The organism is Rodentibacter sp. Ppn85 (assembly GCF_001999335.1).
In the GTDB taxonomy this organism is placed as follows: domain Bacteria; phylum Pseudomonadota; class Gammaproteobacteria; order Enterobacterales; family Pasteurellaceae; genus Rodentibacter.
Window position 1 is genome coordinate 35,158 of the sequence record NZ_MLHS01000018.1, and the last position, 22,758, is coordinate 57,915.

General features: G+C 40.0%; 18 protein-coding genes. 10 read left to right on the plus strand and 8 right to left on the minus strand.

Annotated elements, in window-relative coordinates; genetic code table 11:
* Positions 1-81: 81 nt before the first annotated feature.
* The 4 genes from BKL51_RS03705 to BKL51_RS03720 all read left to right on the plus strand — a co-directional run bounded on the left by BKL51_RS03705 (position 82) and on the right by BKL51_RS03720 (position 3,167).
* Positions 82-1,068 carry a mannose/fructose/sorbose PTS transporter subunit IIA gene (locus BKL51_RS03705; protein ID WP_077465396.1) on the plus strand — a complete coding sequence of 329 codons (987 nt, stop codon included), beginning with the start codon at positions 82-84 and terminating at the stop codon, positions 1,066-1,068.
* Positions 1,069-1,079: 11 nt separating this feature from the next.
* Positions 1,080-1,874: a PTS mannose/fructose/sorbose transporter subunit IIC gene (locus BKL51_RS03710; RefSeq protein WP_077465397.1), complete on the plus strand. Its 795-nt coding sequence runs from the start codon at positions 1,080-1,082 to the stop codon at positions 1,872-1,874.
* A 10-nt stretch (positions 1,875-1,884) separates the two neighbouring features.
* Positions 1,885-2,718, plus strand: a complete 834-nt coding sequence (locus BKL51_RS03715) for a PTS system mannose/fructose/sorbose family transporter subunit IID (protein WP_077465398.1) — start codon at positions 1,885-1,887, stop codon at positions 2,716-2,718.
* A 65-nt stretch (positions 2,719-2,783) separates the two neighbouring features.
* The gene (locus BKL51_RS03720) at positions 2,784-3,167 is read left to right on the plus strand and encodes a hypothetical protein (RefSeq protein ID WP_077465399.1); all 384 of its coding nucleotides are present in this window, start codon (positions 2,784-2,786) and stop codon (positions 3,165-3,167) included.
* Between the two features lie 40 nt (positions 3,168-3,207).
* Here BKL51_RS03720 and BKL51_RS03725 read toward each other — a convergent pair whose 3' ends face one another.
* The 6 genes from BKL51_RS03725 to BKL51_RS03750 all read right to left on the minus strand — a co-directional run bounded on the left by BKL51_RS03725 (position 3,208) and on the right by BKL51_RS03750 (position 10,052).
* A complete protein-coding gene (locus BKL51_RS03725) occupies positions 3,208-5,049 on the minus strand; it encodes an ATP-binding protein (protein ID WP_077465400.1) in 1,842 nt (613 codons plus the stop codon).
* A 137-nt stretch (positions 5,050-5,186) separates the two neighbouring features.
* Positions 5,187-8,000, minus strand: a complete 2,814-nt coding sequence (locus tag BKL51_RS03730) for a valine--tRNA ligase (RefSeq protein ID WP_077465401.1) — start codon at positions 7,998-8,000, stop codon at positions 5,187-5,189.
* A gap of 141 nt (positions 8,001-8,141) precedes the next feature.
* A complete protein-coding gene (locus BKL51_RS03735; protein ID WP_077465402.1) occupies positions 8,142-8,633 on the minus strand; it encodes a hypothetical protein in 492 nt (163 codons plus the stop codon).
* On the minus strand, positions 8,623-8,937 hold the full coding sequence (gene yqfB / locus BKL51_RS03740; RefSeq protein ID WP_077465403.1) for a N(4)-acetylcytidine aminohydrolase: 315 nt from the start codon (positions 8,935-8,937) through the stop codon (positions 8,623-8,625). The genes BKL51_RS03735 and yqfB overlap by 11 nt, the downstream gene beginning before the upstream one ends.
* Before the next feature lie 54 nt (positions 8,938-8,991).
* On the minus strand, positions 8,992-9,591 hold the full coding sequence (locus tag BKL51_RS11940; RefSeq protein ID WP_198930106.1) for a hypothetical protein: 600 nt from the start codon (positions 9,589-9,591) through the stop codon (positions 8,992-8,994).
* A gap of 29 nt (positions 9,592-9,620) precedes the next feature.
* Entirely contained in the window at positions 9,621-10,052 is a 432-nt protein-coding gene (locus tag BKL51_RS03750) for a DNA polymerase III subunit chi (protein ID WP_077465405.1), read from the minus strand.
* A 511-nt stretch (positions 10,053-10,563) separates the two neighbouring features.
* On the opposite strand from BKL51_RS03750, the gene fumC reads away from it, so the two are divergent.
* Positions 10,564-11,958, plus strand: coding sequence for a class II fumarate hydratase (gene fumC / locus BKL51_RS03755; protein WP_077465406.1), 1,395 nt, complete (start codon positions 10,564-10,566; stop codon positions 11,956-11,958).
* Positions 11,959-12,068: 110 nt separating this feature from the next.
* Entirely contained in the window at positions 12,069-12,671 is a 603-nt protein-coding gene (locus tag BKL51_RS03760) for a chalcone isomerase family protein (protein ID WP_077465407.1), read from the plus strand.
* Positions 12,672-12,698: 27 nt separating this feature from the next.
* Here the strand turns inward: BKL51_RS03760 and BKL51_RS03765 are convergent, their stop codons facing one another.
* Positions 12,699-13,598, minus strand: coding sequence for a RimK family alpha-L-glutamate ligase (locus BKL51_RS03765; protein WP_077465408.1), 900 nt, complete (start codon positions 13,596-13,598; stop codon positions 12,699-12,701).
* A 126-nt stretch (positions 13,599-13,724) separates the two neighbouring features.
* Here BKL51_RS03765 and BKL51_RS03770 point away from each other — a divergent pair, with 126 nt between their 5' ends.
* The 4 genes from BKL51_RS03770 (at position 13,725) to BKL51_RS03785 (ending at position 19,592) form a co-directional block, all read left to right on the plus strand.
* Entirely contained in the window at positions 13,725-13,988 is a 264-nt protein-coding gene (locus BKL51_RS03770) for a GrxA family glutaredoxin (protein WP_059365476.1), read from the plus strand.
* Between the two features lie 351 nt (positions 13,989-14,339).
* Positions 14,340-15,587 carry an NADP-dependent isocitrate dehydrogenase gene (gene icd, locus BKL51_RS03775; protein ID WP_077465409.1) on the plus strand — a complete coding sequence of 416 codons (1,248 nt, stop codon included), beginning with the start codon at positions 14,340-14,342 and terminating at the stop codon, positions 15,585-15,587.
* Positions 15,588-15,686: 99 nt separating this feature from the next.
* Complete coding sequence (acnB, locus tag BKL51_RS03780) at positions 15,687-18,290, plus strand: bifunctional aconitate hydratase 2/2-methylisocitrate dehydratase (protein WP_077465410.1); 2,604 nt, start codon at positions 15,687-15,689, stop codon at positions 18,288-18,290.
* Positions 18,291-18,317: 27 nt separating this feature from the next.
* Entirely contained in the window at positions 18,318-19,592 is a 1,275-nt protein-coding gene (locus tag BKL51_RS03785) for a citrate synthase (RefSeq protein WP_077465411.1), read from the plus strand.
* Between the two features lie 120 nt (positions 19,593-19,712).
* On the opposite strand, the gene BKL51_RS03790 is transcribed toward BKL51_RS03785, so the two are convergent.
* Positions 19,713-22,757 carry a glycoside hydrolase family 2 TIM barrel-domain containing protein gene (locus BKL51_RS03790; protein WP_077465412.1) on the minus strand — a complete coding sequence of 1,015 codons (3,045 nt, stop codon included), beginning with the start codon at positions 22,755-22,757 and terminating at the stop codon, positions 19,713-19,715.
* Position 22,758 lies beyond the last annotated feature (1 nt).

A 22,758-nucleotide genomic window follows, 5' to 3' on the forward strand; every position in this document is an offset into this window, starting at 1 on the left:
TAAATCCTTTCATAGCAATATTGAGTTGCACAATCGTTTACATTATGCTTGCAAAGTTTTTTATAACGTTAGGAGTATTCAATGATTCAAGTAATCGTTGCAGCTCACGGTAAACTTGCCGCAGAGTTGGTGAACTCTTCTGAAATGATATTTGGCGAAGTGGAAGGACTCCACGGCGTTACATTCGTTCCGGGAGAAGGACAGGACACCTTGGTGGAAAAATATGAAGCTATTATTGCTGCATGTGATCCCGCCGATTCGGTGTTGTTTTTGGTGGATTTATTCGGTGGCAGCCCTTATAACGCGGCAGCTCGTGTGGCGGCAAAACGCCCGCAAGATGATATTGTTACCGGCGTAAGTTTACCTATGTTGTTGGAAGTATTGGATGCGAAAGACGATGCGAAATCAGCAGAAGATCTCGCTGCCACAGCAAAAGAAGTAGGAGTGATGGCGGTGAAAAGCTATCGTAAACCTGATGAAACGGCTTCCTTTACCCAAGCGGAAGAGGCAACGGTAAAATCATCGGAAGAACAGGAAACGGAGAAAGACAATATACAATATGATCCAAATGGTCGTATGAGTGTCAATTTATTGCGTATCGATGACCGTTTAATTCATGGTCAGGTAGCGACCTCTTGGGCAAAAGCGGTGAAATGTGAAGCCATTTTTGCGATCAGTGATGAAGTGGCAAATGACGAACTTCGCAAAGAATTGTTACTTCAAATTGCGCCTCCGCATTTGAAAGCCTATGTTATTTCTGTGGATAAAGCGATTAAGGTGTATAACAATCCCAAATATGCCAGCCGTCATATTTTAATGCTGGTAACAAAACCGGAAGATGCGGTGCGTTTAATTGAAGGCGGATTACGTATTGATACCATCAATGTTGGCGGAATGACGCACAAAGAAGGCAATAAACAACTTTCCGATGCAGTCACCGTCAACCCGTCTAATGTGGAAGCATTCAAAAAATTACTCGATATGGGTGTAAAACTCTCACTTCAGAAAGTGGCGGCGAATAAACCGGTTGAGCTTACCCGTGAAAAATTAGATTCAATTAAATTTTAGGAGAGCCTTTTATGTCAACAATGGAACTCATTTTAGTCGTACTGGTTGCGGCAATCTGCGGTATGGGAAGTGTGTTAGACGAACGTCAAACCCACCGCCCGCTTTTTGCTTGTACCATGATAGGTCTAGTCTTAGGCGATCTTGAAACCGGTATCATTCTTGGCGGTACCTTAGAAATGATCGCCTTAGGTTGGATGAACGTAGGTGCGGCAATGGCACCGGATGCGGCACTGGCGAGTGTCATTTCTGCAATCTTGGTTATCAAAGGCGGACAATCGGTCGGTACGGCAATAGCCATTGCGGTGCCGGTTGCCGCAGCGGGCCAAGTATTAACAATCTTCGTTCGTACTTTAACTATTTTCTTACAACACAGAGCTGATAAATTTGCAGAACAAGCCAATTTCCGAGGTATTGAGCTTTGCCACTTTGCCGGTCTTTCTTTACAAGCCTTACGTGTGGCGGTTCCCGCATTAGCCGTTGGTTTAGTAGCAAACACTGATAGTGTAACCGAAGCATTAAATGCGATTCCTGAAGTTATTACCCATGGTTTACAAATCGCCGGCGGTTTCATTGTAGTTGTGGGCTATGCGATGGTTATCAATATGATGCGTGCGGGTGCATTAATGCCATTTTTCTTCCTTGGCTTCGTGATCGCCTCATTCACTAACTATAACTTAGTGGGTTTAGGCATTTTAGGTACCTGTTTGGCAATGCTTTATATCCAATTAAATCCACGCTTTAACCAAGCTGCAATGCCGGTAGAGACAAAAAGAAAATTAGCCGATAACGAATTAGAAGGTCTATAAGGAGCGCATTATGTCAGATCAAAAAGTGACACTTACTAAAGGTGATATTTTAAAAACCTACTTTCGTTCAACGTTCCTTTTAGGTTCATTCAACTTCGAACGTATGCAATCAATGGGGTTTTGTGTTTCGATGATCCCAACCATCAAGCGTTTATACAGTAAAAAAGAAGATCAAGCGGCCGCATTAAAACGCCACCTTGAATTCTTTAACACCCATCCGTGGGTGAGCTCCGCCATTACGGGAGTTACTGCTGCGATGGAACAGGAACGTGCAAACGGTGCAAAAGATGTGGACGATGCGGCAATCAGTGGGGTGAAAGTGGGCTTAATGGGGCCGCTTGCTGGTGTGGGTGATCCCATTTTTTGGGGAACATTGCGTCCCGTTTTAGCCGCACTGGGGGCCGGTATTGCTTTAACCGGTAGTCCCTTAGGCCCATTATTATTCTTTATTTTAATTAACATCGTTCGTGTAGTAACACGTTGGTATGGTTTCAAGTATGGTTATGAAAAAGGAACGGAAATCGTCTCCGATATGGGCGGTGGTCGTTTACAAAAAATTACGCAAGGAGCCTCCATTCTCGGTCTCTTTGTCATGGGCTCGTTGGTCTCTAAATGGACCACTATCAACGTACCGTTAGAATTAAACCGTTATAATAACCCACTGGGTGAAGAAGTGGTCGTGACTCTTCAAGGCGTATTAAACGATCTTCTCCCCGGTTTACTCGCGTTATTACTCACGTTCTTATGTATGTATTTATTACGTAAAAAAGTCAATGCGATGATTATTATCTTTGCCTTATTCGGAATCGGGATTTTGGGTTACTGGGCCGGTGTTCTCGCTTAGAGAATACTTGAAATATTTAACCGTAAGGGCGTATGATAACGCCCTTATTTTTTAGGAAAAAAATGATGAAACTCAAAGAATTAATACAAGCGCCGCCCAGTGAAACTTATATCAAAAACAGTTCCCGCTTGGTTTCTGCTCTATTTATTATCGGCGGATTACTTTATTATCCGACAAACGGCTATGGCACGGTAATATCCTTAGCTCTGGCATTATTCGTACTATTCGGGCAAAAAATGCTGCTTACTCAAGCAAATAAAGATTTTGCCGATATGTATCAAGCAAAACAATTTTTTGAACAAACGCAAAATGCCGATTATTTACACTTTATTATGGCGCGTTCCGAGCAAATGCTAAAAGATAATAAAGTGCTGTCTGATAAGGCGAAACATGAAATTCACCTGTTGCGAAAATTCTCGGAAGACAAATTGAATAATAAAAACCCTTAAAAAAACGACCGCACTTTCGCTTTAAAGTGCGGTCTTTTTGTTATCCAACAGAATTCAAATAATCTTCCAATTCTTTGACATTAACTTGCCAGTAACTATTCAGTTCACGAAGCCAATTTTCAATATTATCGTTCCAACCCTCTTCTTGATTACATTGCATTTTTTCTGCAAGTTGCTGTAATTTACTTAATCCGACGGAACCTGCCGCACCTTTAATTTTATGTGCAACATCAGCAACGCTTTGATCAGCGGAGTGATCCAATAAATAAACCTTAAAGGCTTCGTTAAGCTCTTGAAGATACGCCGGCATCATTTGTTTAAACAATACTAGATTCCGTTCGGTTTGTGTTTTACCTAACAATTCTATCAATTCCAGATTGAAAGACTGATAGGATGACTGTTTCTCCACGCCTTTAGATTCTATGCATTTTATATTTTCTTCACCAAAAAAATGATGAAAACAGCGTTTTAAGTCATCTAATGCGAGAGGTTTACGCAGAACGGAATCCATCCCCTTACTCTGGTATTCCTCTTCACTTTGCATCACATTTGCAGTGAAAGCGACAAGAGGAGGGAGAAAATCATAAATGCCGTCTTCATATTTTTTACGTAGGTAAGAGGCTATATCAAAACCCGACATATCCGGTAATTTAATATCAAGCAATATAATATCGTAAGTATTGCGTTCAAAAAGCTTAATTGCATCTTTCCCATTCATCGCAACATCAACACGATGCCCAAGTTTTTCCAATACACTTTTTGCGACAAGAACATTTAACTCAATATCTTCAACTAATAAAACGGATAAATTCAACGGTTGGAGAGGTTCATAATGATTAATTGAATAAGCTTCTTTGGCATGGATAGTAAGATCAAACGTCGAACCCTGACCAAGCTCACTTTTGACTTCAATATCGCCCTTCATCAATAAAGCAAGATTTTTTGATATTGCTAGACCAATTCCGCTACCGGAAGATCGATTCGTATTTTCTTTCACACGATAATACATTTTGAAAATATTATCTTGCTCACATTGGGCGATCCCTATACCGGTATCAGAAACACTAAAACGATAAATATCTTTTTCTAAAGCCTGAACAGCAAGTTTAATTGTGCCTTTTTCAGTAAACTTCACTGCGTTACCAATCAAATTTAAAAGAATTTGACTCAAACGAGCTCTATCCAAATAAAGTAAATCCGGTAAATTAGGTTCGATTTCTAAAATAAATTTAAGATTTTTAGGTTCGACCATTAGCATGGCAAAATTTTGAATATCGTTTAATAATTCATTTAAATTAATAGGTTCAAGATTCAATTTTAGGCGTTTTGTATCAAACTTATCTAAATCAATAATATCACTAAAAATATACCCCAAATTGACCGCACTTAAGTTAATTGTTTTTAAATAATTACGCTGCTGTTCTGAAAGCTGATCATCCAATAAAATATGGCTCAACCCAATAATACCGTTAAGCGGTGTTCGCAATTCATGACTAATAGTCGCAAGTAAACTACTTTTTTCTCGATTATTTTTTTCTAATTTATCTAAGGCAATAGAAAGTTTCTTTTCAGCGATAATTCTTTCCGATACTTCATTTCGTAAACGTAATACCGTTTTAGACAGATCTAACCTTGAGCGTTCTAATTGTTCAATCAGTAAAGTAAAAAAATAAATAACGAAAGGCGCAGTAAAAAGCCCGAAGATAATTGAACGGACAAGAACCATCCAATCAATTTGATTAGTGATAAATAGGCTAAGTAAAATCTGTGCAGTCAAAGCCAGGACGGCAAGAATTAATAATCCAAGTAGAGAAAACCGAACACGTCCAAGTTTTATAACCCAATCAACATATCGCTGAACAAAATATTTAAAGTTTTTCATTATTGGTTAAATGTTGGAAAAGATACCGGAAAAGTATTTTAGCACCAAAAGGAAAATTGTATATCTATTAGTTAGTATGAGTGGGATAGTCACATCAGAAAATAAAAAACGCTGAACCGGTCAGCGTTTTTTCAAAATTATAATGCTTCAATCGCTTTATACTGAATTTGCAATTTCTCAAAGCCTGCTTGGTACTCTGCCATTTTTTCACGCTCTTTGGCAATCACCGCTTCCGGTGCTTTGGCAACAAAGGCTTCGTTGCTGAGTTTTCCCTCAATGCGTTTAACCTCATTGGTCAGTTTGTCGATCTCTTTGGTCAAACGGGCAAGCTCTGCGTCTTTGTTGATAAAGCCCGCCATTGGCACCAACACTTCCATATTGCCAACCAAGTTGGCAACGGAAAGCGGCGCTTCTGCCCCTGCCGGAATGGCTTGAATATTGTCCAACTTCGCCATTGCTTTTAGCAAGCGGTCGTTTTCCGCCAAAATTTTGCAATCGCTTTCTTGGGCATTGCGAATCAACAGTTCCAGCGGTTTACTTGGTGCAATATTGCTTTCGGCACGGATATTTCGTACTGCCACAATAATGTCTTTCAGCCAACCGATTTGAGCAAGTGCGGTCGGATCTTCCAAGGTTTCGTCATATTGCGGGAACGGCTGCAACATAATGGTTTCGCTCGCTACGCCGGCAAAGCCTTTCACTTTCTGCCAAATTTCTTCAGTGATAAACGGAATAATCGGGTGAGCCAAACGCAGCAATTTTTCTAACACGTTGATTAAGGTGTCGCACGCTCCTCGCTTTTCCGCCTCTGAACCTTGCGCAAATACCGGTTTGGTCAGCTCCAAATACCAGTCGCAGAATTGATTCCAAGTAAATTCGTACAGGGCATTGGCTGCCATATCGAAACGGTACTGGCTAAGTGCTTCACGGAAAGTTTTCACTGTGTCGTTAAATTCCGCCTGAATCCAGCGATCCGCCAAGCTGAAGGTTTTCTCGCCCTCGCCCAATTCGAGCGCATTCATATTCATCAACACATAGCGGCTGGCATTCCACAATTTATTGCAGAAATTACGGTAGCCCTCAAGACGTTTCATATCCCAGTTGATGTCCCGACCGTTACTCGCCAGTGCAGCAAGGGTAAAGCGTAATGCGTCCGTGCCGTGCGGCGCAATCCCCTCCGGGAACTGCTTGGTGGTGGACTTGGCAATTTTTTCCGCCAATTGCGGCTGCATCATATTGCCGGTGCGTTTTTCCAATAAATCCTCAAGGCTGATCCCGTCAATCATATCAATCGGGTCAAGCACGTTTCCTTTGGATTTGGACATCTTCTGCCCTTGTTCATCACGGATTAACCCCGTTACATAGACGGTTTTGAACGGCACTTGCGGCTTGCCGTTTTCGTCCTTGATGAAGTGCATCGTAAACATAATCATTCGGGCAACCCAGAAGAAAATGATGTCGAAACCGGTGATCAGCACATCGGTCGGGTGGAACATCTTCAGCTCTTTGGTTTGCTCCGGCCAGCCTAAGGTTGAGAATGTCCATAAGCCTGATGAGAACCAAGTATCCAACACATCTTCATCTTGTTTTAGGGCAAGATCAGCAGGTAGATTATGTTTTTGACGGGCTTCCTCTTCGCTACGGGCAACGTAGATATTACCCGCCTCGTCATACCACGCCGGAATACGATGCCCCCACCATAACTGGCGAGAAATACACCAATCTTGAATATCCCGCATCCAAGAGAAATAAAGGTTTTCGTATTGCTTCGGCACAAACTGAATTTCACCGTCCTCCACCGCTTTGGTCGCCACTTCCGCAAGCGGTTTGACGCTCACATACCATTGATCCGTCAAATACGGCTCAATTACTACGCCGGAACGGTCGCCGTAAGGGCGTTTTAATTCGTGCGGCTCGATTTTTTCCAAGTAACCTTCCGCCTCTAAATCCGCAATGATTTGTTTACGCGCATCAAAGCGATCCAAACCACAATAACGCTCAGGGGCATTGTCGTTTAAGGTCGCATCAGGGTTCATTAAATTGATGATTTCAATATCGTGGCGTTTGCCTACTTCGTAGTCGTTAAAATCGTGCGCCGGCGTGATTTTCACACAGCCCGTGCCAAATTCAGGGTCTGGGTAAGGGTCGGCAACCACCGGAATGATACGGTCGGTCATCGGGACGTGTACCATTTTACCGATCACATCTTTGTAACGCTCATCATCAGGGTGAACCGCTAAACAGCCGTCTGCTAAAATGGTTTCCGGACGGGTGGTGGCAATGTGCATATAACCGCCGCCAAAGGTTTCGGATTTATCCACAAACGGGTAGCGAACGTGGTACATAAAGCCTTTTTCATCACGGTTTTCCACTTCCAAATCAGAAATGGCGGTGCGCAGTTTCGGATCCCAGTTTACCAAGCGTTTGCCACGGTAAATCAGCCCCTCTTCGTGCAGGCGGACAAAGACCTCTTTTACCGCATTGGATAAGCCTTCGTCCATTGTGAAACGTTCACGATCCCAGTCGATCGAGTTACCTAAACGGCGCATTTGTTGGCTGATTGTCCCGCCTGAATAGGCTTTCCAATCCCAGATCTTGTCGATAAACGCCTCACGCCCGTAATCGTGGCGGGTTTTGCCCTCTTCGGCAGCGATTTTACGCTCCACCACCATTTGCGTGGCGATACCCGCGTGGTCAGTGCCTGATTGCCAAAGGGTATTATGCCCTTCCATACGGTTAAAACGGATTAAGGTATCCATTAAAGTTTGCTGGAATGCGTGCCCCATATGCAAACTGCCCGTTACATTCGGCGGCGGAATCGCAATACAGTAACTCGGTACGTTCGGATTTTCAGTCGGTTTAAAATAACCTTGTGCTTCCCAGTGTTTATACAGGGCTTGCTCTACCGCAGACGCCTCAAAGCGATCTGCCATTTGAAAATTTTTTGTCATTGTTGCTCTCTTTTTTATAAAAGGTTCGACTCTTCTTAATTGTTAAAATGTTATACCAATAGAATTTATATAGTTTTAATTTAATGATTTAATTAAATCATTGATATCTTGATCAATTTTTTGGTTATATTCTTCACAAGGTTAGACGTACTTCCCTTTATCACTGATATCTAAAGGCTCTATCCATATAATGGAGCAACCTTTCTTTTTTTGCTCTAATTTTTTTATTTGTTCTGCTATAAGATCATTTTTTGTTTTAGGTCTATTTTTAATAATCTTCTGATTATCTTTAACCAACAGATAATCTTTTTCTAAGCTTTTATAGTCATTAATTAATTTTGCATTTTCAGACTCTCGCTCTTCTAATAATTTACTTGTTTTTTCTAGCTCAAATTTTATATTATTATTTTTAAATTTTAATTCATTATTCTCTGCTTTAATAATTTCATTCTCTTTCTTCAAAGATTCATATTTATCTTCAAATGGTTTCAAGTAATTATTTTTCTCCGTTAAAGCTTCAGTATGAGATGAATTGACATATTTCATAAGAAGAAACATTGCTGTAACAACAGCACCACAGCTAGAAAAAAGCCAAAAAATAGGTCTTTTTTTTATTATTTCATCAAAGTTCATTAATATTTTCCTTATAATTAAACTTTATTATATAAAACCGATCTTCATTCGGATAAATCCTCCGAATCACTTCTTTCAACTCACGCAACGTCATATTTTCTTGCTTGGCGTGTTGTTCCGTTAATTCATCTAACGTAATAGACAAAACACTTAATACTTCAATAGTACAGAAATATTGATTATCTTCAAACCGTCCGACACGTAAAATATCACCAGTTTTAAAATGGCTTTCGGATTTATCCCGAATAGTAATCGTTTTACGACCGGCGAGAATATCGGCTTCAAAACGTTGGTAAAAGGTGATGTCGTTTGGTTACATTTATTCCTTAAAGTGCGGTTAAATTTCAGGAAGTTTTGATTACTGATTCAAACGAATCTCGTCTTTCACTCGCTCAATTTCTAAAAATAAACGGCGTTCTTCTTGGCGACAGAAACTATTCTCGCTTAATTTTTCCGCTTCTGGGGTACAACGTACTTGCTTGTATTGAGATTCTAACACTTTAAGCATTGCTTTTTGTTCGTTCAGGTAGCGGCTTTGCACGGTACTTTTCACTTTTTTTACCGACTTGGTGATAACTTGAGTTGCCGCCGGAGTATTGTCTTTTTCTACAACCTGTGCAGGTTCTGCTTTTTCGATTTCAACTTTAACATCATCCGTTTTGGCGTTTGTTTGAGCTTGAGCTTGAGCTTGAGCTTGAGCTTGAGCTTGAGCTTGAGCTTGAGCTTGAGCTTGAGCTTGAGCTTGAGCTTCAAGTTTAGTTTCTACCGAAACCGTTGCAGCTACCGATTCGTCTTTTTTCACCTCCGATTCCGCCTTATCACTCATTGCTTTTGCTGTAGATTCTGAAAGTGCGGTTGATTTTTCAGTTGTTTTTGTTTCTTGGTTATCGCATGCGGTTAGCGTTAAAATACTTGCTCCGACAAAAAGAGATAAAACAAATTTAGTTGATAATCTCATATAAACTCCGTTAGGTTATTCGAAAAGTGTTACGCATTTTCAGTGGAAAGCTGCCAACCTTGCATACGTAGTTGTTTATAACGTTCCCGTGCTTGTGCTTTTGACATTTCTTCCACCGGAACAAAATCAATCAGTTGAGTGAAACTATGACTAAACTCCGGCACATCGTGCTGCAAATTGATGAGTAAATCACGTCGTTGTGCATTGCGTTTTCCGCGCCATGAAATCTCAATAGGTGTGGGATATTGAGTCGCTTCACCCGATAAATTATGCGGCACAAATTCATTCGGCTCCCGCTGCCAAAGCGCTTCATCAATATCAAGTGCTTGTTGTTCTGTTTCACAAGCGATCAAAATCCGTTTTCCTAAACGCCAAGCAGAGGCAGCAAGATCACAGGCGAGTTGTTCAACACTTTTCTTACTTTCTGCATTTAAAATATAAAATTGTGCATTTTTCGCCATTTTTGTCTCAATTTTGCCAAGTTTAAAACTGCAAGATTTTACTAAAAAATGATGAAAAAATAAATCCTTCAAGAAAAGATTATTGCTCTACCATGATTTTTAAATTAATGCCCTTTTTCTTTCTTTTCCTCCCTTATAGAGTTGAATTTATAGGAAATTTTCGTCTGTCTGAACGAATCAAGTTCAGAAAATTTCTGTAACATAAATTTAAGGGAATTAAAGGATAAAATAAAAAAACAGGGCGTGTTTTCTTTTTGCCTACTTTGTGTTGTACAAATTATAGAAAAAGCAAGTCATTCATTGAGCAAAATCCTATATTGAAAAAATAAAAGAAAGTCACTCATCATCTGTGAAACGCCATATGAAAAAACACGCTAAAAACACACCGCACTTTTATGATCTACATCACAAAACTGATTTTTAGCATTTCCGTCACGTTCCATTCATAACTCCTAGGTGTTAGAATCAACCCGTTTTTATTTTCAATCTATATTCTATAAGGAGTATCACAATGGCATTTCGTATTGAAAAAGACACGATGGGCGAAGTTCAGGTTCCTGCCGATAAATATTGGGCGGCACAAACCGAACGTTCACGCAATAACTTTAAAATCGGGCCTGAAGCCTCAATGCCAACTGAAATTATTGAAGCCTTTGGTTATTTGAAAAAAGCGGCAGCCTTTGCAAACCATGATTTGGGTGTATTGCCTGCTGAAAAACGTGATTTAATCGCTCAAGCCTGCGATGAAATTCTTGCCAAGAAATTAGATGATCAATTTCCACTCGTTATTTGGCAGACCGGTTCCGGTACGCAATCCAATATGAACGTCAATGAAGTAGTAGCAAATCGTGCACACGTTTTACATGGCGGTAAATTAGGGGAAAAATCGATTATTCACCCAAATGATGACGTAAATAAATCACAGTCTTCAAATGATACTTTCCCAACAGCTATGCATATTGCGGCATACAAAAAAGTGGTGGAACACACTATTCCTTGCGTAGCACGTTTACAAAAAACTTTCGCTGCCAAATCCGAAGCATTCAAAGATGTAGTAAAAATTGGTCGTACTCATTTAATGGATGCGACACCATTAACGTTAGGTCAAGAATTCTCTGCCTATGCTGCACAATTGGATTTTGGTTTACGCGCATTAAAAAACACCCTTCCTCATCTAAGCCAATTAGCCCTAGGTGGTACGGCGGTAGGTACGGGATTAAACACCCCGAAAGGCTATGATGTGAAAGTAGCGGATTATATAGCTAAATTCACCGGACTTCCGTTTGTCACTGCCGACAACAAATTTGAAGCATTAGCGGCGCACGATGCTATCGTAGAAACCCACGGCGCGTTACGCCAGCTCGCGATGAGTTTATTCAAAATTGCTAACGATATTCGTTTGTTAGCCTCTGGCCCTCGTTCCGGCATCGGTGAGATTTTAATTCCTGAAAATGAACCTGGTTCTTCTATTATGCCGGGCAAAGTGAACCCAACCCAATGCGAAGCGATGACCATGGTTTGTGCACAAGTATTTGGTAACGACACCACCATTGCTTTTGTAGGTTCACAAGGTCATTTCCAATTAAATGTGTTTAATCCGGTGATGATCGCCAACTTCTTACAATCCGCACAATTGTTAGGCGATGCTTGTGTTTCTTTTGATGAACACTGTGCTGTGGGTATTGAACCAAATTATCCGCGAATCAAACAACAACTTGAAAATTCATTAATGTTAGTCACCGCACTGAATACCCATATCGGTTATGAAAATGCGGCGAAAATTGCCAAAACAGCGCATAAAAACGGTACAACTCTACGTGAAGAAGCGATTAATCTCGGTTTGGTTTCAGCCGAAGATTTCGACAAATGGGTACGCCCGGAAGATATGGTGGGTAGTTTAAAATAAACTTCCCCATAAAATGGCGGTCAAAGGCGGGTGATTCACTCGCCTTTTATTTGTGGTTTTTTAGGCGTTTTTGCTATAATCCGTGCGATATCGAACCGTAAAATAACAATATGAAAATTAAATATTTTTTCGTGACAATTTTAGCTTTTTTTTCAACCGCACTTTCCGCCCATTGGCAGTTGGTGGGCAATGCCAAATATACTTGGGGTCCTTTCCATGTGTACAGTGTCGGGCTTTTTTCTGAAACCGGCTCATACCAAGAAAATCAATACCCGCTAATGTTTTCCATAAAATATGAAAAACCTATTGAAGGCAAAAACTTCGCCATCACCTTGATAAAAGAAATGGAAGCTCAGCAATTCAATACGGACGACACCACTGCTTGGCTAAAAAAAATGCAAGAAATTTTTCCTGATTTTTCACCAAACGACATTTTAAATTTCGTGGTACTGGACAATAAAGGTTATTTCATTGCTAATGATACCGTGTTGGATCATGAGTTTGATTGTAAATTTACCCAAGCTTTTATCAGTATTTGGCTTTCCCCTAAAAGTAGCTTTGTAACATTACAACCGCAACTATTGGGCAAAGAAAAGAGCGATCAAAATCAGCAAGAATTTCAATACCAACCGGCCAGTGAGCCTTTTGACGATGAAAATTCAATGCCTGAATTACCGCCTAATTATGATCTCAAAAATAATTTGAACGGATAAATAATTCGGCGAATAATTGCTCGCCGTTTATTTTTGCAAAATCATTTTTTCTAAATATAAAATCATCTGCAGCGCAATATCCACACCGCTGGTTTTCTCGATCATCTCCAAGCCGGGACTTGCATTCACTTCCAGCACCAATAAACCGGATTTTGAGCGAATAAAATCCACACCTGAAACTACCAATCCTAATGCTTTGGTCGCCTTGATTGCAATGTGTTTTTCTTGTTCGGTCAATATGATTTTTTGCGCAATTCCGCCTCGGTGGAAATTTGCTCGGAACTCTCCGTCTTGTCCAAAGCGTTGCATGCTTGCAACAACTTTATCCCCGATAACAAAACAGCGAATATCCGCGCCATCGGCTTCCTTAATAAAATCTTGCAATAACACCGGAACATTCACTTGTTTTAAGGTTTCTAAAATACTAACCGCACTTTGTGTATTTTCCATCAACATAACGCCAATGCCCTGAGAGCCGGTTAAAGTTTTAAGAATCAAAGGAGAAGCCATTTTTTGAACGGAGGCTTTAGCATCCACTTCAATACCGGATAATTGGCTACTCGGCACGGCAATGTTCTGCTCTCGCAGTATTTGCAAGCTTTGCCATTTATCACGTGCCGTTAAAAACGCCCTTTCTGTGTTTAAACAATAAATCCCTTTTGCTTGAAAATGCCGCAAGACGGCACAGCCTATTTTCGTACTTGCGGTACCAAAACGTGGTAACACAGCATCATAATCAGGCAAAGGATAAGCATTGCCTTCCTTTGGCTGATAATAAATATCAAAGTGCGGTAAATTTTCCGTGAGTTTTAGAATGCAACGATTCGGATCCAAAATATCCATTTCATGTCCGCATTGTATTGCTGCTTCTTTCAAACGCCGACTACTGTATAAACGAGATTCACGGCAAAGCATTAAAAATTTCATCAGAGATTCCAAACAAAAAATGACGATACATTATACCAATCATAAAAATCCTGAAAAACTATTTATGGCAAATTAAAAAAAGAGTAGAATCGCCGAAGTTTTTACGTTAATCAAGGGGAAGAATTTATGTTTGTTGTTATTTTTGGTCGTCCTGGTTGTCCTTACTGTGTACGTGCAAAAAATCTTGCTGAAAAACTAAAAGGCGAAGTAGCAGATTTCGATTACCGTTATGTCGATATTCATGCGGAAGGTATTACCAAAGAAGATTTATCCAAATCAGTCGGTAAACCTGTTGAAACCGTACCACAAATCTTTATTGATGAAAAACCGATTGGTGGCTGTACTGATTTTGAAGCATTAATGAAAGAACAATTTGGTGTTGTGGCTTAACACTAACTTAACGGTTGTAAAAGTGCGGTTGATTTTCAAAGCATTTAAAACTGAAAAAATTTACCTTTGGTAAAAAATTTGACATTATTTAATTTAAAGGCTAAGTTCTCTATTCATCGAAGCTTAGTCTTTTTATTTTTTACTTGTAGAGAATCATCTATATCACTATGAATTCCTCCGGCCCAAAGGCTTATTAAGCTTAAATACTCTTTTCAGGCTAGAAACTATTTAAATTACTTTATATTTTTGTAAATGTATTGTTATTTATTGTGTATAAGGATTATACTACCTACCACCAGCTAGGAAAATTTTTTCTCAGTTCTTCCCTAACTCAAATCTGTGAGGTGAATTATGCAACACAAAGCAGTAACAGCTAACGGTCAAGCAATTACACTAAATCAAGACGGCTCCCTCAACGTACCAAACAATCCTATTATTCCATTTATTGAAGGTGATGGTATCGGTGTAGATGTTACGCCTGTCATGCGTTTAGTGATTGATGCAGCGGTATCAAAAGCTTATGGTACGGCACGTAAGATCGATTGGTTGGAAATTTACGCCGGCGAAAAAGCCAATCAAATGTATGGTGAAAATGTTTGGTTACCGGAGGAAACATTAAATGCCATTAAACAATACCATATTGCTATTAAAGGCCCATTGATGACACCGGTGGGTGGAGGCATTCGTTCGTTGAATGTCACAATGAGACAGGAATTGGATTTATATAACTGTTTACGTCCGATTCGTTATTATGACGGTACACCAAGCCCGGTAAAACACCCTGAATTTGTCGATATGGTGATTTTCCGTGAAAACTCGGAAGATATTTATGCCGGAGTAGAATGGCGGGCAAGCTCGGCAGAGGCGGATAAAGTCATTGAATTTTTACGCAATGAAATGGGTGTAAAAAATATTCGTTTCCCTGAACAATGCGGTATTGGTATTAAACCTGTATCAAAAGAAGGAACACAACGTCTGGTACATTCGGCATTGCAATATGTCATTGATAATGATCGAAGTTCGCTCACTTTAGTGCATAAAGGCAATATTATGAAATTTACCGAGGGAGCATTTAAGGAATGGGGTTATCAGGTGGCGAAAGAATTCGGTGCCGAAGTAATTGATAACGGTCCTTGGCATAAGTTGAAAAACCCGAAAACCGGACGGGAAATTATTATTAAAGACTGCATTGCCGATGCGTTTTTACAAGAGGTGTTATTGCATCCAAAGGATTACGATGTGATAGCAACTTTGAATCTAAACGGCGATTATATCTCTGATGCACTGGCAGCTCAAGTTGGCGGTATCGGGCTTGCTCCTGGAGCCAATATTGGTGTAGAAGCAGCAATTTTTGAAGCAACCCATGGCACAGCCCCAAAAATTGCAGGGCAAAATAAAGCTAATCCTTGCTCAATTATTTTGAGTGGAGAAATGATGTTACGTCATTTAGGTTGGATCGAAGCCGCAGATTTAATTGTAAGAGCAGTAGCAAAAACAATTGCCAATAAAACTGTAACCCTAGATCTGGCAGAAACCTTGGAAAATGCACAAATACGTTCTACGACAGAATTTGCCCAAGACATTGTTAGTAATATGTAAAAACAATTCGTTTTCCATTGTTTTATTATTTTTTACCAATGATAATTTTAATGAATTTTTACTCATTGCCTTTATTTCTTATTCAAAAGGGGGTCACCTATGTCATTTTTAACAGAATATCAAACCCACGTTAATCAACGCGCTGCCCAAGGTGTCGTGCCACTCCCACTCAATGCTCAACAAACCTCAAAATTAGTCGAGCTATTGAAAGATCCACCGACAGAAAATCAAGATGTATTAGTAGAATTGTTTGAAAGCCGCATTCCTACAGGCGTTGATGAAGCCGCCTATGTGAAAGCGGCTTTTTTATCAGATTTGATTAAAGGCAATACTCAGTCACCATTGATTTCACCACAAAAAGCCGTGCAATTATTAGGGACGATGCAAGGTGGTTACAATATTGAGCCGTTACTCAATACTTTGGAGAATGATGAATTAGCGCCGTTAGCTGTGAAAGCGTTGTCTCATACTTTATTAATGTTTGATAGCTTTTACGATGTAGCTAAAAAGGCCAAACAAGGCAACCCTTATGCCCAACAGATTTTACAATCTTGGGCAAATGCAGAATGGTTTTTATCCCGACCAAAATTAGCTGAAAAATTAACCTATACCGTATTTAAAGTCTCTGGTGAAACCAATACGGATGATCTGTCACCTGCACAGGATGCATGGTCACGTCCCGATATTCCATTACACGCATTGGCAATGCTAAAAAATCCAAGAGAAGGTATTGAACCGGATGAAGCCGGTGTGATTGGACCAATGAAACAAATTGCAACCTTGAAGCAAAAAGGTTTTCCGTTGGTTTATGTGGGTGATGTGGTCGGTACAGGTTCTTCACGTAAATCTGCCACTAATTCAGTATTATGGTTAATGGGCGAAGATATGCCTTATATTCCCAATAAACGCACTGGCGGCTTAGTGCTTGGCGGCAAAATTGCACCAATTTTCTTTAATACAATGGAAGATGCAGGCGCATTACCAATAGAACTTGATGTGAGCCAACTCAGTATGGGAGATGTGATCGATATTTACCCTTATACCGGTAAAATATGCAAACATAATACTGATGAACTATTGACCACTTTTGAACTTAAAACTGATGTATTGCTTGATGAAGTACGGGCTGGCGGACGTATTCCATTAATTATCGGGAGAGGCTTGACTCACAAAGCTCGTATAGAGTTAGGATTACCGGAAAGCGATGTATTTGTGAAACCACAATTATCCAATGAAAATAATAAAGGCTTTACCCTAGCTCAAAAAATCGTTGGTCAAGCTTGTGGTGTCGCGGGTATCCGTGCCGGACAGTATTGCGAACCAAGAATGACCACTGTCGGTTCACAAGATACCACTGGCCCAATGACTCGTGATGAATTAAAAGATTTAGCCTGTTTGGGTTTCTCAGCAGATCTAGTTATGCAATCATTTTGCCATACAGCTGCCTATCCAAAACCGGTAGATGTAATAACTCATCATTCCCTGCCGGATTTTATTATGAATCGAGGAGGAGTGTCATTACGTCCTAGTGATGGGGTCATCCATTCTTGGTTAAATCGTATGCTATTACCAGATACCGTTGGTACAGGGGGAGATTCCCACACTCGTTTTCCAATTGGGATTTCCTTTCCGGCAGGTTCCGGTTTGGTTGCATTTGCCGCAGCAACGGGAGTTATGCCGTTGGATATGCCGGAATCGGTTTTAATTCGATTTAGTGGTGAAATACAACCGGGTATTACTCTGCGGGATTTAGTGCATGCTATTCCTTATTATGCAATTCAACAAGGATTACTCACGGTAGAAAAAGCAGGTAAGAAAAATATTTTCTCTGGTAAAATTCTTGAAATAGAAGGACTGGAACATCTAAAAGTAGAACAAGCTTTTGAAATTTCCGATGCTTCTGCCGAACGGTCTGCGGCTGCTTGTTGTATCAAGCTTAATAAAGAACCGATTATCGAATATCTCAATTCTAACATTGTGCTGTTAAAATGGATGATTTCCGAAGGCTATGGTGATCAAACAACTCTTGAACGTCGAATTAAAGCAATGCAAGATTGGCTCGCTAACCCACAATTATTAGAAGCTGACAAAGATGCTAAATATTCGACCATACTCGAAATTAATCTTAACGAGATCAAAGAACCTATTGTATGTGCTCCTAACGATCCTGATGATGCCCGCTTATTGTCTGAGGTACAAGGTGATAAAGTCGATGAGGTCTTTATTGGCTCCTGTATGACTAACATCGGACATTTCCGTGCCGCCGGTAAATTGCTCAATCAACACCAAGGAATGCTCCCCACCCGCTTATGGGTCGTTCCACCAACCAAAATGGATGCACACCTATTAAGTGATGAAGGCTATTTCAGCATTTATGGAAAAAGTGGGGCTCGCATAGAAATTCCGGGTTGCTCGCTTTGTATGGGCAATCAAGCACGTGTGGCTGATGGCGCAACGGTAGTTTCCACTTCTACCCGCAACTTCCCGAATCGAATGGGCAAAGACGCCTTTGTTTATCTCGCCTCAGCAGAACTTTCTGCGATTTGCGCCTTGCTTGGGCGTATTCCTACACCTGAAGAATATTTGCAATACATGCAAAGTCTCGAGGCTGATAAAGACGACACCTACCGTTATATGAATTTCGATCAAATCAGCAGCTACTCCAACAAAGTTGATGGTTTAATTTTTCAAACAACAGTATAACGTAAACATAAAATAAGGAGACTTAATATGCCAAACTTACATCCTAACTTAACCGCTGAACTTCATTTAAGTGATGGTCGTAAAATTGCATTACCAGTTTATCAAGGTAATTTAGGTTATGATGCTATCGGTGTCGAAACATTGCAAAAACAAGGTTTATTTACCTATGATCAAGGATTAACTTCTACGGCACTTTGTGAATCCAATATTACCTACATTGACGGTGATCAAGGTATTTTATTACATCGCGGTTATCCTATTGATGAGCTTGCATTCAATAAAACTTATCTTGATGTAGCATATTTATTACTAGAACATGAACTACCAACGGAAGAACAACTTGCCGAATTCAAAAAAGAAATATGCTCGCATTATATGGTAAACGATCAATTTACTCGTCTACTCCAAGGTTTCCGTCGCGACTCCCACCCAATGGCAGTAATGTGTGCTGCTAGCAGTGCCTTAGCTGCATTCTATAATGATGATTTCCAAGCAGAAAAAAACATTGAGCGTACAGCGATTCGTTTATTGGCCAAAATGCCGACCTTAGCAGCAATGTGCTATAAATATAGTATTGGTCGGCCGTTTATGTACCCTCAATATCATTTATCCTATGCCGGCAATTTCTTATATATGATGTTTGCAACGCCTTGCGAACCTTATGTTGTTAACCCAGTAGTGGAACAAGCGATGGATAGAATTTTTACTCTGCATGCCGATCACGAACAAAATGCGTCCACCTCATCGGTACGTAGTGTTGCCTCATCAGGTTCAAATCCGTTTGCCTGTATCGCGGCAGGAATTGCCTCTTTATGGGGACCGGCACATGGCGGTGCCAATGAGGCTTGCATAAAAATGCTAGAAGAAATCGGCACAGTAGATCGTATTCCAGAATTTATCGCAAGAGCAAAAGATAAAAATGATCCGTTCCGTTTAATGGGCTTTGGTCATCGCGTATACAAAAATTATGATCCACGCGCTAAAGTTATGCGTGAAACCTGCCATGAAGTTTTGCAAGAACTTGGTATAAGCACTCCATTACTAGAAGTCGCCATGGAGCTTGAACGAATTGCATTAAATGATCCATATTTTATTGAGCGCAAACTCTACCCAAATGTGGACTTCTATTCCGGTATTATTTTAAAAGCTATTGGCATTCCGGTATCAATGTTCACAGTAATTTTTGCTCTTGGGCGTACTGTTGGTTGGATTGCCAACTGGAAAGAAATGAATGAAGAAAGTCTAAAAATTGTTCGTCCGAGACAAATTTATATTGGTCATCAAGAGCGGCATTTAAAATAAACTAGGAATTGTTCATCCTTAGAAAAACCATTATTTTTATAATGGGTCTTTAAGAAGTATTTACAATAGTTTGAAAAAAGTGCGGTTAAAATCAACCGCACTTTTTCATTTTAATATTCGTTAGAAGGGTAAAAGTTGTATTTCCCAATCCCATTCCGTTTCACTTAAGCGATATTTTTCTTTCAAACTTGGGCCGCAGGAATTAGAACCAATGCCACTCATTTTATAATCCACGCACAATATTGTACTGCCGCTTTCTTCCAATTCATCGTTATGCTTTTTCGCGCTCAATTCTTCTTGTGTATAAGGTGAAAGATTAAAGCTAAAGGCTTTATCACAATGAATTGAAAATCCCTCTCGATCGTTCTTAATCGTAAACATCTGACAACCAAAATGACTTCCATTTTCTTGCGGCTTTAAGTAGGGAACATGATTGGATTCGGGGGTCGTTTTATACAGGTTAAATTGCGCTGCCTGATGTTTATCAAGGTAACTTTCCATTTCTCCATAGCCGACATATTCAGCTTGTTGAAAGCAATCTTTTAAGAAAAAGCGAACGCCAAAACGAGGTAAAAAAGGTAAGTGCGGTTGTTTTTTAGCACGAATTTTAATTGATAGATTGCCCAGAGCATCAATCAAATAGATAACATCAAGAGTTAAAATACGCTCACGTGAAACCGCATTAATTCTGGATTTTACTCTAATTTCCAGCGCATTTTCTTGTTCAACAATAATAAAATCATAAGCACGAGTAACGGCCTGATCATAACCGGCTGCCAGCCAATGAGTTTTAATCAGGCTGTCATTATCCAATGGCGCCCGCCAAATATTAAAATCCAAAGGCGCATTAAACCATGCCCTTCCCCCACAAGAAATTTGTCTAATAATCCCCCTATGTTTATCAAATTCATAATAAATTTGTCCGACAGAAATCAATGCATAATGGGCATTTTCATCAATAGAAATAGTGTGTGTCGCCTTCTTCATTTGCTGAACGGGCAACATTATTTGGGAAGAAAAACAAAGTTGATCGAAACCTAAACAATGATTTTTTGCCACTAAGCCGTGATCAATTTTTTGATAATATGTGAGAGTGATATGCCATAGCTCATTATCGGTTTCAGGCAAATCAATGGATAAAAGTGCGGTGGCTTTCGGTGCAATTTTTATCCCATCAACATAGCCTTCACTGATTACACATAAATTTTCGGTGATTTGATAATGAATGGCGATCAATTCTTCTGCATCGGTGAAATCCAAATAATTTTTTAACCACACTTTACCTTCATCTAAAAAGGCTCGAATCGGACGTTGTACATTTTTTAGTTCTAACAAATTGCTCTGAATTTGGCGATCTGCCGTCACTAAACCGTCAGCGCAAAAATTACCATCATTTGGTACATCACCAAAATCCCCTCCATATCCCATTCGCTCGGAATGAGGCAAGTAAGGTGAATGATTACACCATTCCCAAACAAAACCGCCCGCTGCACCGCTATGACGTTCCATCGCTTGGAAATAATCTTCCGCATCACCGCAAGAATTCCCCATTGCGTGCAAATATTCGCAGAATAAATAAGGTTTGGTATTGCTCGGATCCGTGAAATAAGCGTCCAGCTCTTCCGTGCTAGTGTACATTTCGCTATGAAAATCAAGATTCGCTAAATCGTTTTGATGGTTGGAATGTTGGAAAATTGCATTTTCATAATGCACTAATCGATTTGGATCACGGCGTTTCACCCAAGAAGCCGCTTGCTCAAAATTCTCACCATACCCGCTTTCATTGCCAAGCGACCATATCACCACAGAAGGGCGGTTTTTATCACGCTCGATATTGGCATAAGTGCGGTCTAAAATTGCAGCATTAAATTGCGGGCTACGCGCCATATAACAATAATTGTCGATAATTTGTTGGCGAATGGCTTGATGATCAATTTCTGTTTTCACACCAAGCAAAATACTGGTTTCAGGCGATTTCACATACACTGCATTGGTGCCGTGAGATTCAATATCGCTTTCCGCAATCAGATAAAAGCCATACTCGTCACAAAGTTCGGCGAACCAAGGTGCATTAGGATAATGTGCGGTGCGAATTGCGTTAAAATTATGTTCTTTCATCAAGCGTAAATCTTGTAAAGCTTGCTCTCGATTAATAACATAGCCTGTTTTGGGATCACTATCATGGCGGTTCACGCCTTTAAACTTGATGGCTTTACCATTAAATAGCATCACACCATTTTTCACTTCAATTTTACGTAAACCAATTTTTTGGCAAATCACCTCTGAACCATAGCGAAATACCAGTGTGTAAAGTTGAGGATTTTCTGCATTCCATAAGGTGATTTCATTCAATGTGAAGTTGAAACCATTTTCCGTTACAGCGGAAAGCAGAATTTCGCCTTGCGGATCACTCAGTTGCCATGCAATTTCACGACACTCTGCCGGTTTACCCTTTTCCACAAAAGAAACATCCACAGAAATGACCGCACTTTTTAGATCATCCGCAAGTTCGGGGTGAATAAAAAAATCCTGTAAGTAATAGCTTTCCCGCTCTAACAAATACGCATCACGAAAAATCCCTGACATTCGGAATTTATCCTGATCTTCCAAATAGCTACCGTCACACCATTTTAATACCACAACATGAAGATGATTTTCGCCGTCTTTCAGAAAATCGCTCACATCAAATTCGCTGATGCAATGGCTAATTTGACTATAACCCACAAATTGGCGGTTTACATACACAAACAGGCAACTGTCCACCCCTTCAAAATTCAGAAAATAACGTTTCTTTTTATTTAGTGATAAGGTAAAAACACGGTGATAAAGTCCGCAAGGATTTTCAATCGGGACATAGGGCGGATCAAAAGGGAAAGGGTAATTCACGTTGGTATAGTGATGATGATCATAACCGTAATTCTGCCAATTTGAGGGAACCGGGATTTTTTCAGAAAAAGAGAAATGAAGAAAATCTTTCGGTAAATCTACATAGCGATCAAAATAGGCAAAATCCCATTCACCATTAAGTAAAGTGAAAAAAGCTGAAGATTCTCGCTGATTTTTGACCGCACTTTTCACAGAATCAAAAGGAATAAAGTAGGCATGATGCGGTGTGGTATTGACGTGAAGAATTTGAGGATCTTGGAAATAATTCGGTAACGGCATA

Excerpts from the sequence above, each read along its gene's own strand:
- BKL51_RS03750 (WP_077465405.1), bottom strand. The coding sequence starts at position 10,052 with ATGGCGAAAAATGCACAATTTTATATTTTAAATGCAGAAAGTAAGAAA.
- BKL51_RS03770 (WP_059365476.1), top strand. The coding sequence starts at position 13,725 with ATGTTTGTTGTTATTTTTGGTCGTCCTGGTTGTCCTTACTGTGTACGT.
- BKL51_RS03720 (WP_077465399.1), top strand. The coding sequence starts at position 2,784 with ATGAAACTCAAAGAATTAATACAAGCGCCGCCCAGTGAAACTTATATC.
- BKL51_RS03725 (WP_077465400.1), bottom strand. The coding sequence starts at position 5,049 with ATGAAAAACTTTAAATATTTTGTTCAGCGATATGTTGATTGGGTTATA.
- BKL51_RS03715 (WP_077465398.1), top strand. The coding sequence starts at position 1,885 with ATGTCAGATCAAAAAGTGACACTTACTAAAGGTGATATTTTAAAAACC.
- BKL51_RS03730 (WP_077465401.1), bottom strand. The coding sequence starts at position 8,000 with ATGACAAAAAATTTTCAAATGGCAGATCGCTTTGAGGCGTCTGCGGTA.
- BKL51_RS03785 (WP_077465411.1), top strand. The coding sequence starts at position 18,318 with ATGCCAAACTTACATCCTAACTTAACCGCTGAACTTCATTTAAGTGAT.
- BKL51_RS03705 (WP_077465396.1), top strand. The coding sequence starts at position 82 with ATGATTCAAGTAATCGTTGCAGCTCACGGTAAACTTGCCGCAGAGTTG.
- BKL51_RS03710 (WP_077465397.1), top strand. The coding sequence starts at position 1,080 with ATGTCAACAATGGAACTCATTTTAGTCGTACTGGTTGCGGCAATCTGC.
- BKL51_RS03765 (WP_077465408.1), bottom strand. The coding sequence starts at position 13,598 with ATGAAATTTTTAATGCTTTGCCGTGAATCTCGTTTATACAGTAGTCGG.
- fumC (WP_077465406.1), top strand. The coding sequence starts at position 10,564 with ATGGCATTTCGTATTGAAAAAGACACGATGGGCGAAGTTCAGGTTCCT.
- acnB (WP_077465410.1), top strand. The coding sequence starts at position 15,687 with ATGTCATTTTTAACAGAATATCAAACCCACGTTAATCAACGCGCTGCC.
- BKL51_RS11940 (WP_198930106.1), bottom strand. The coding sequence starts at position 9,591 with ATGAGATTATCAACTAAATTTGTTTTATCTCTTTTTGTCGGAGCAAGT.
- BKL51_RS03790 (WP_077465412.1), bottom strand. The coding sequence starts at position 22,757 with ATGCCGTTACCGAATTATTTCCAAGATCCTCAAATTCTTCACGTCAAT.
- BKL51_RS03735 (WP_077465402.1), bottom strand. The coding sequence starts at position 8,633 with ATGAACTTTGATGAAATAATAAAAAAAAGACCTATTTTTTGGCTTTTT.
- icd (WP_077465409.1), top strand. The coding sequence starts at position 14,340 with ATGCAACACAAAGCAGTAACAGCTAACGGTCAAGCAATTACACTAAAT.
- BKL51_RS03760 (WP_077465407.1), top strand. The coding sequence starts at position 12,069 with ATGAAAATTAAATATTTTTTCGTGACAATTTTAGCTTTTTTTTCAACC.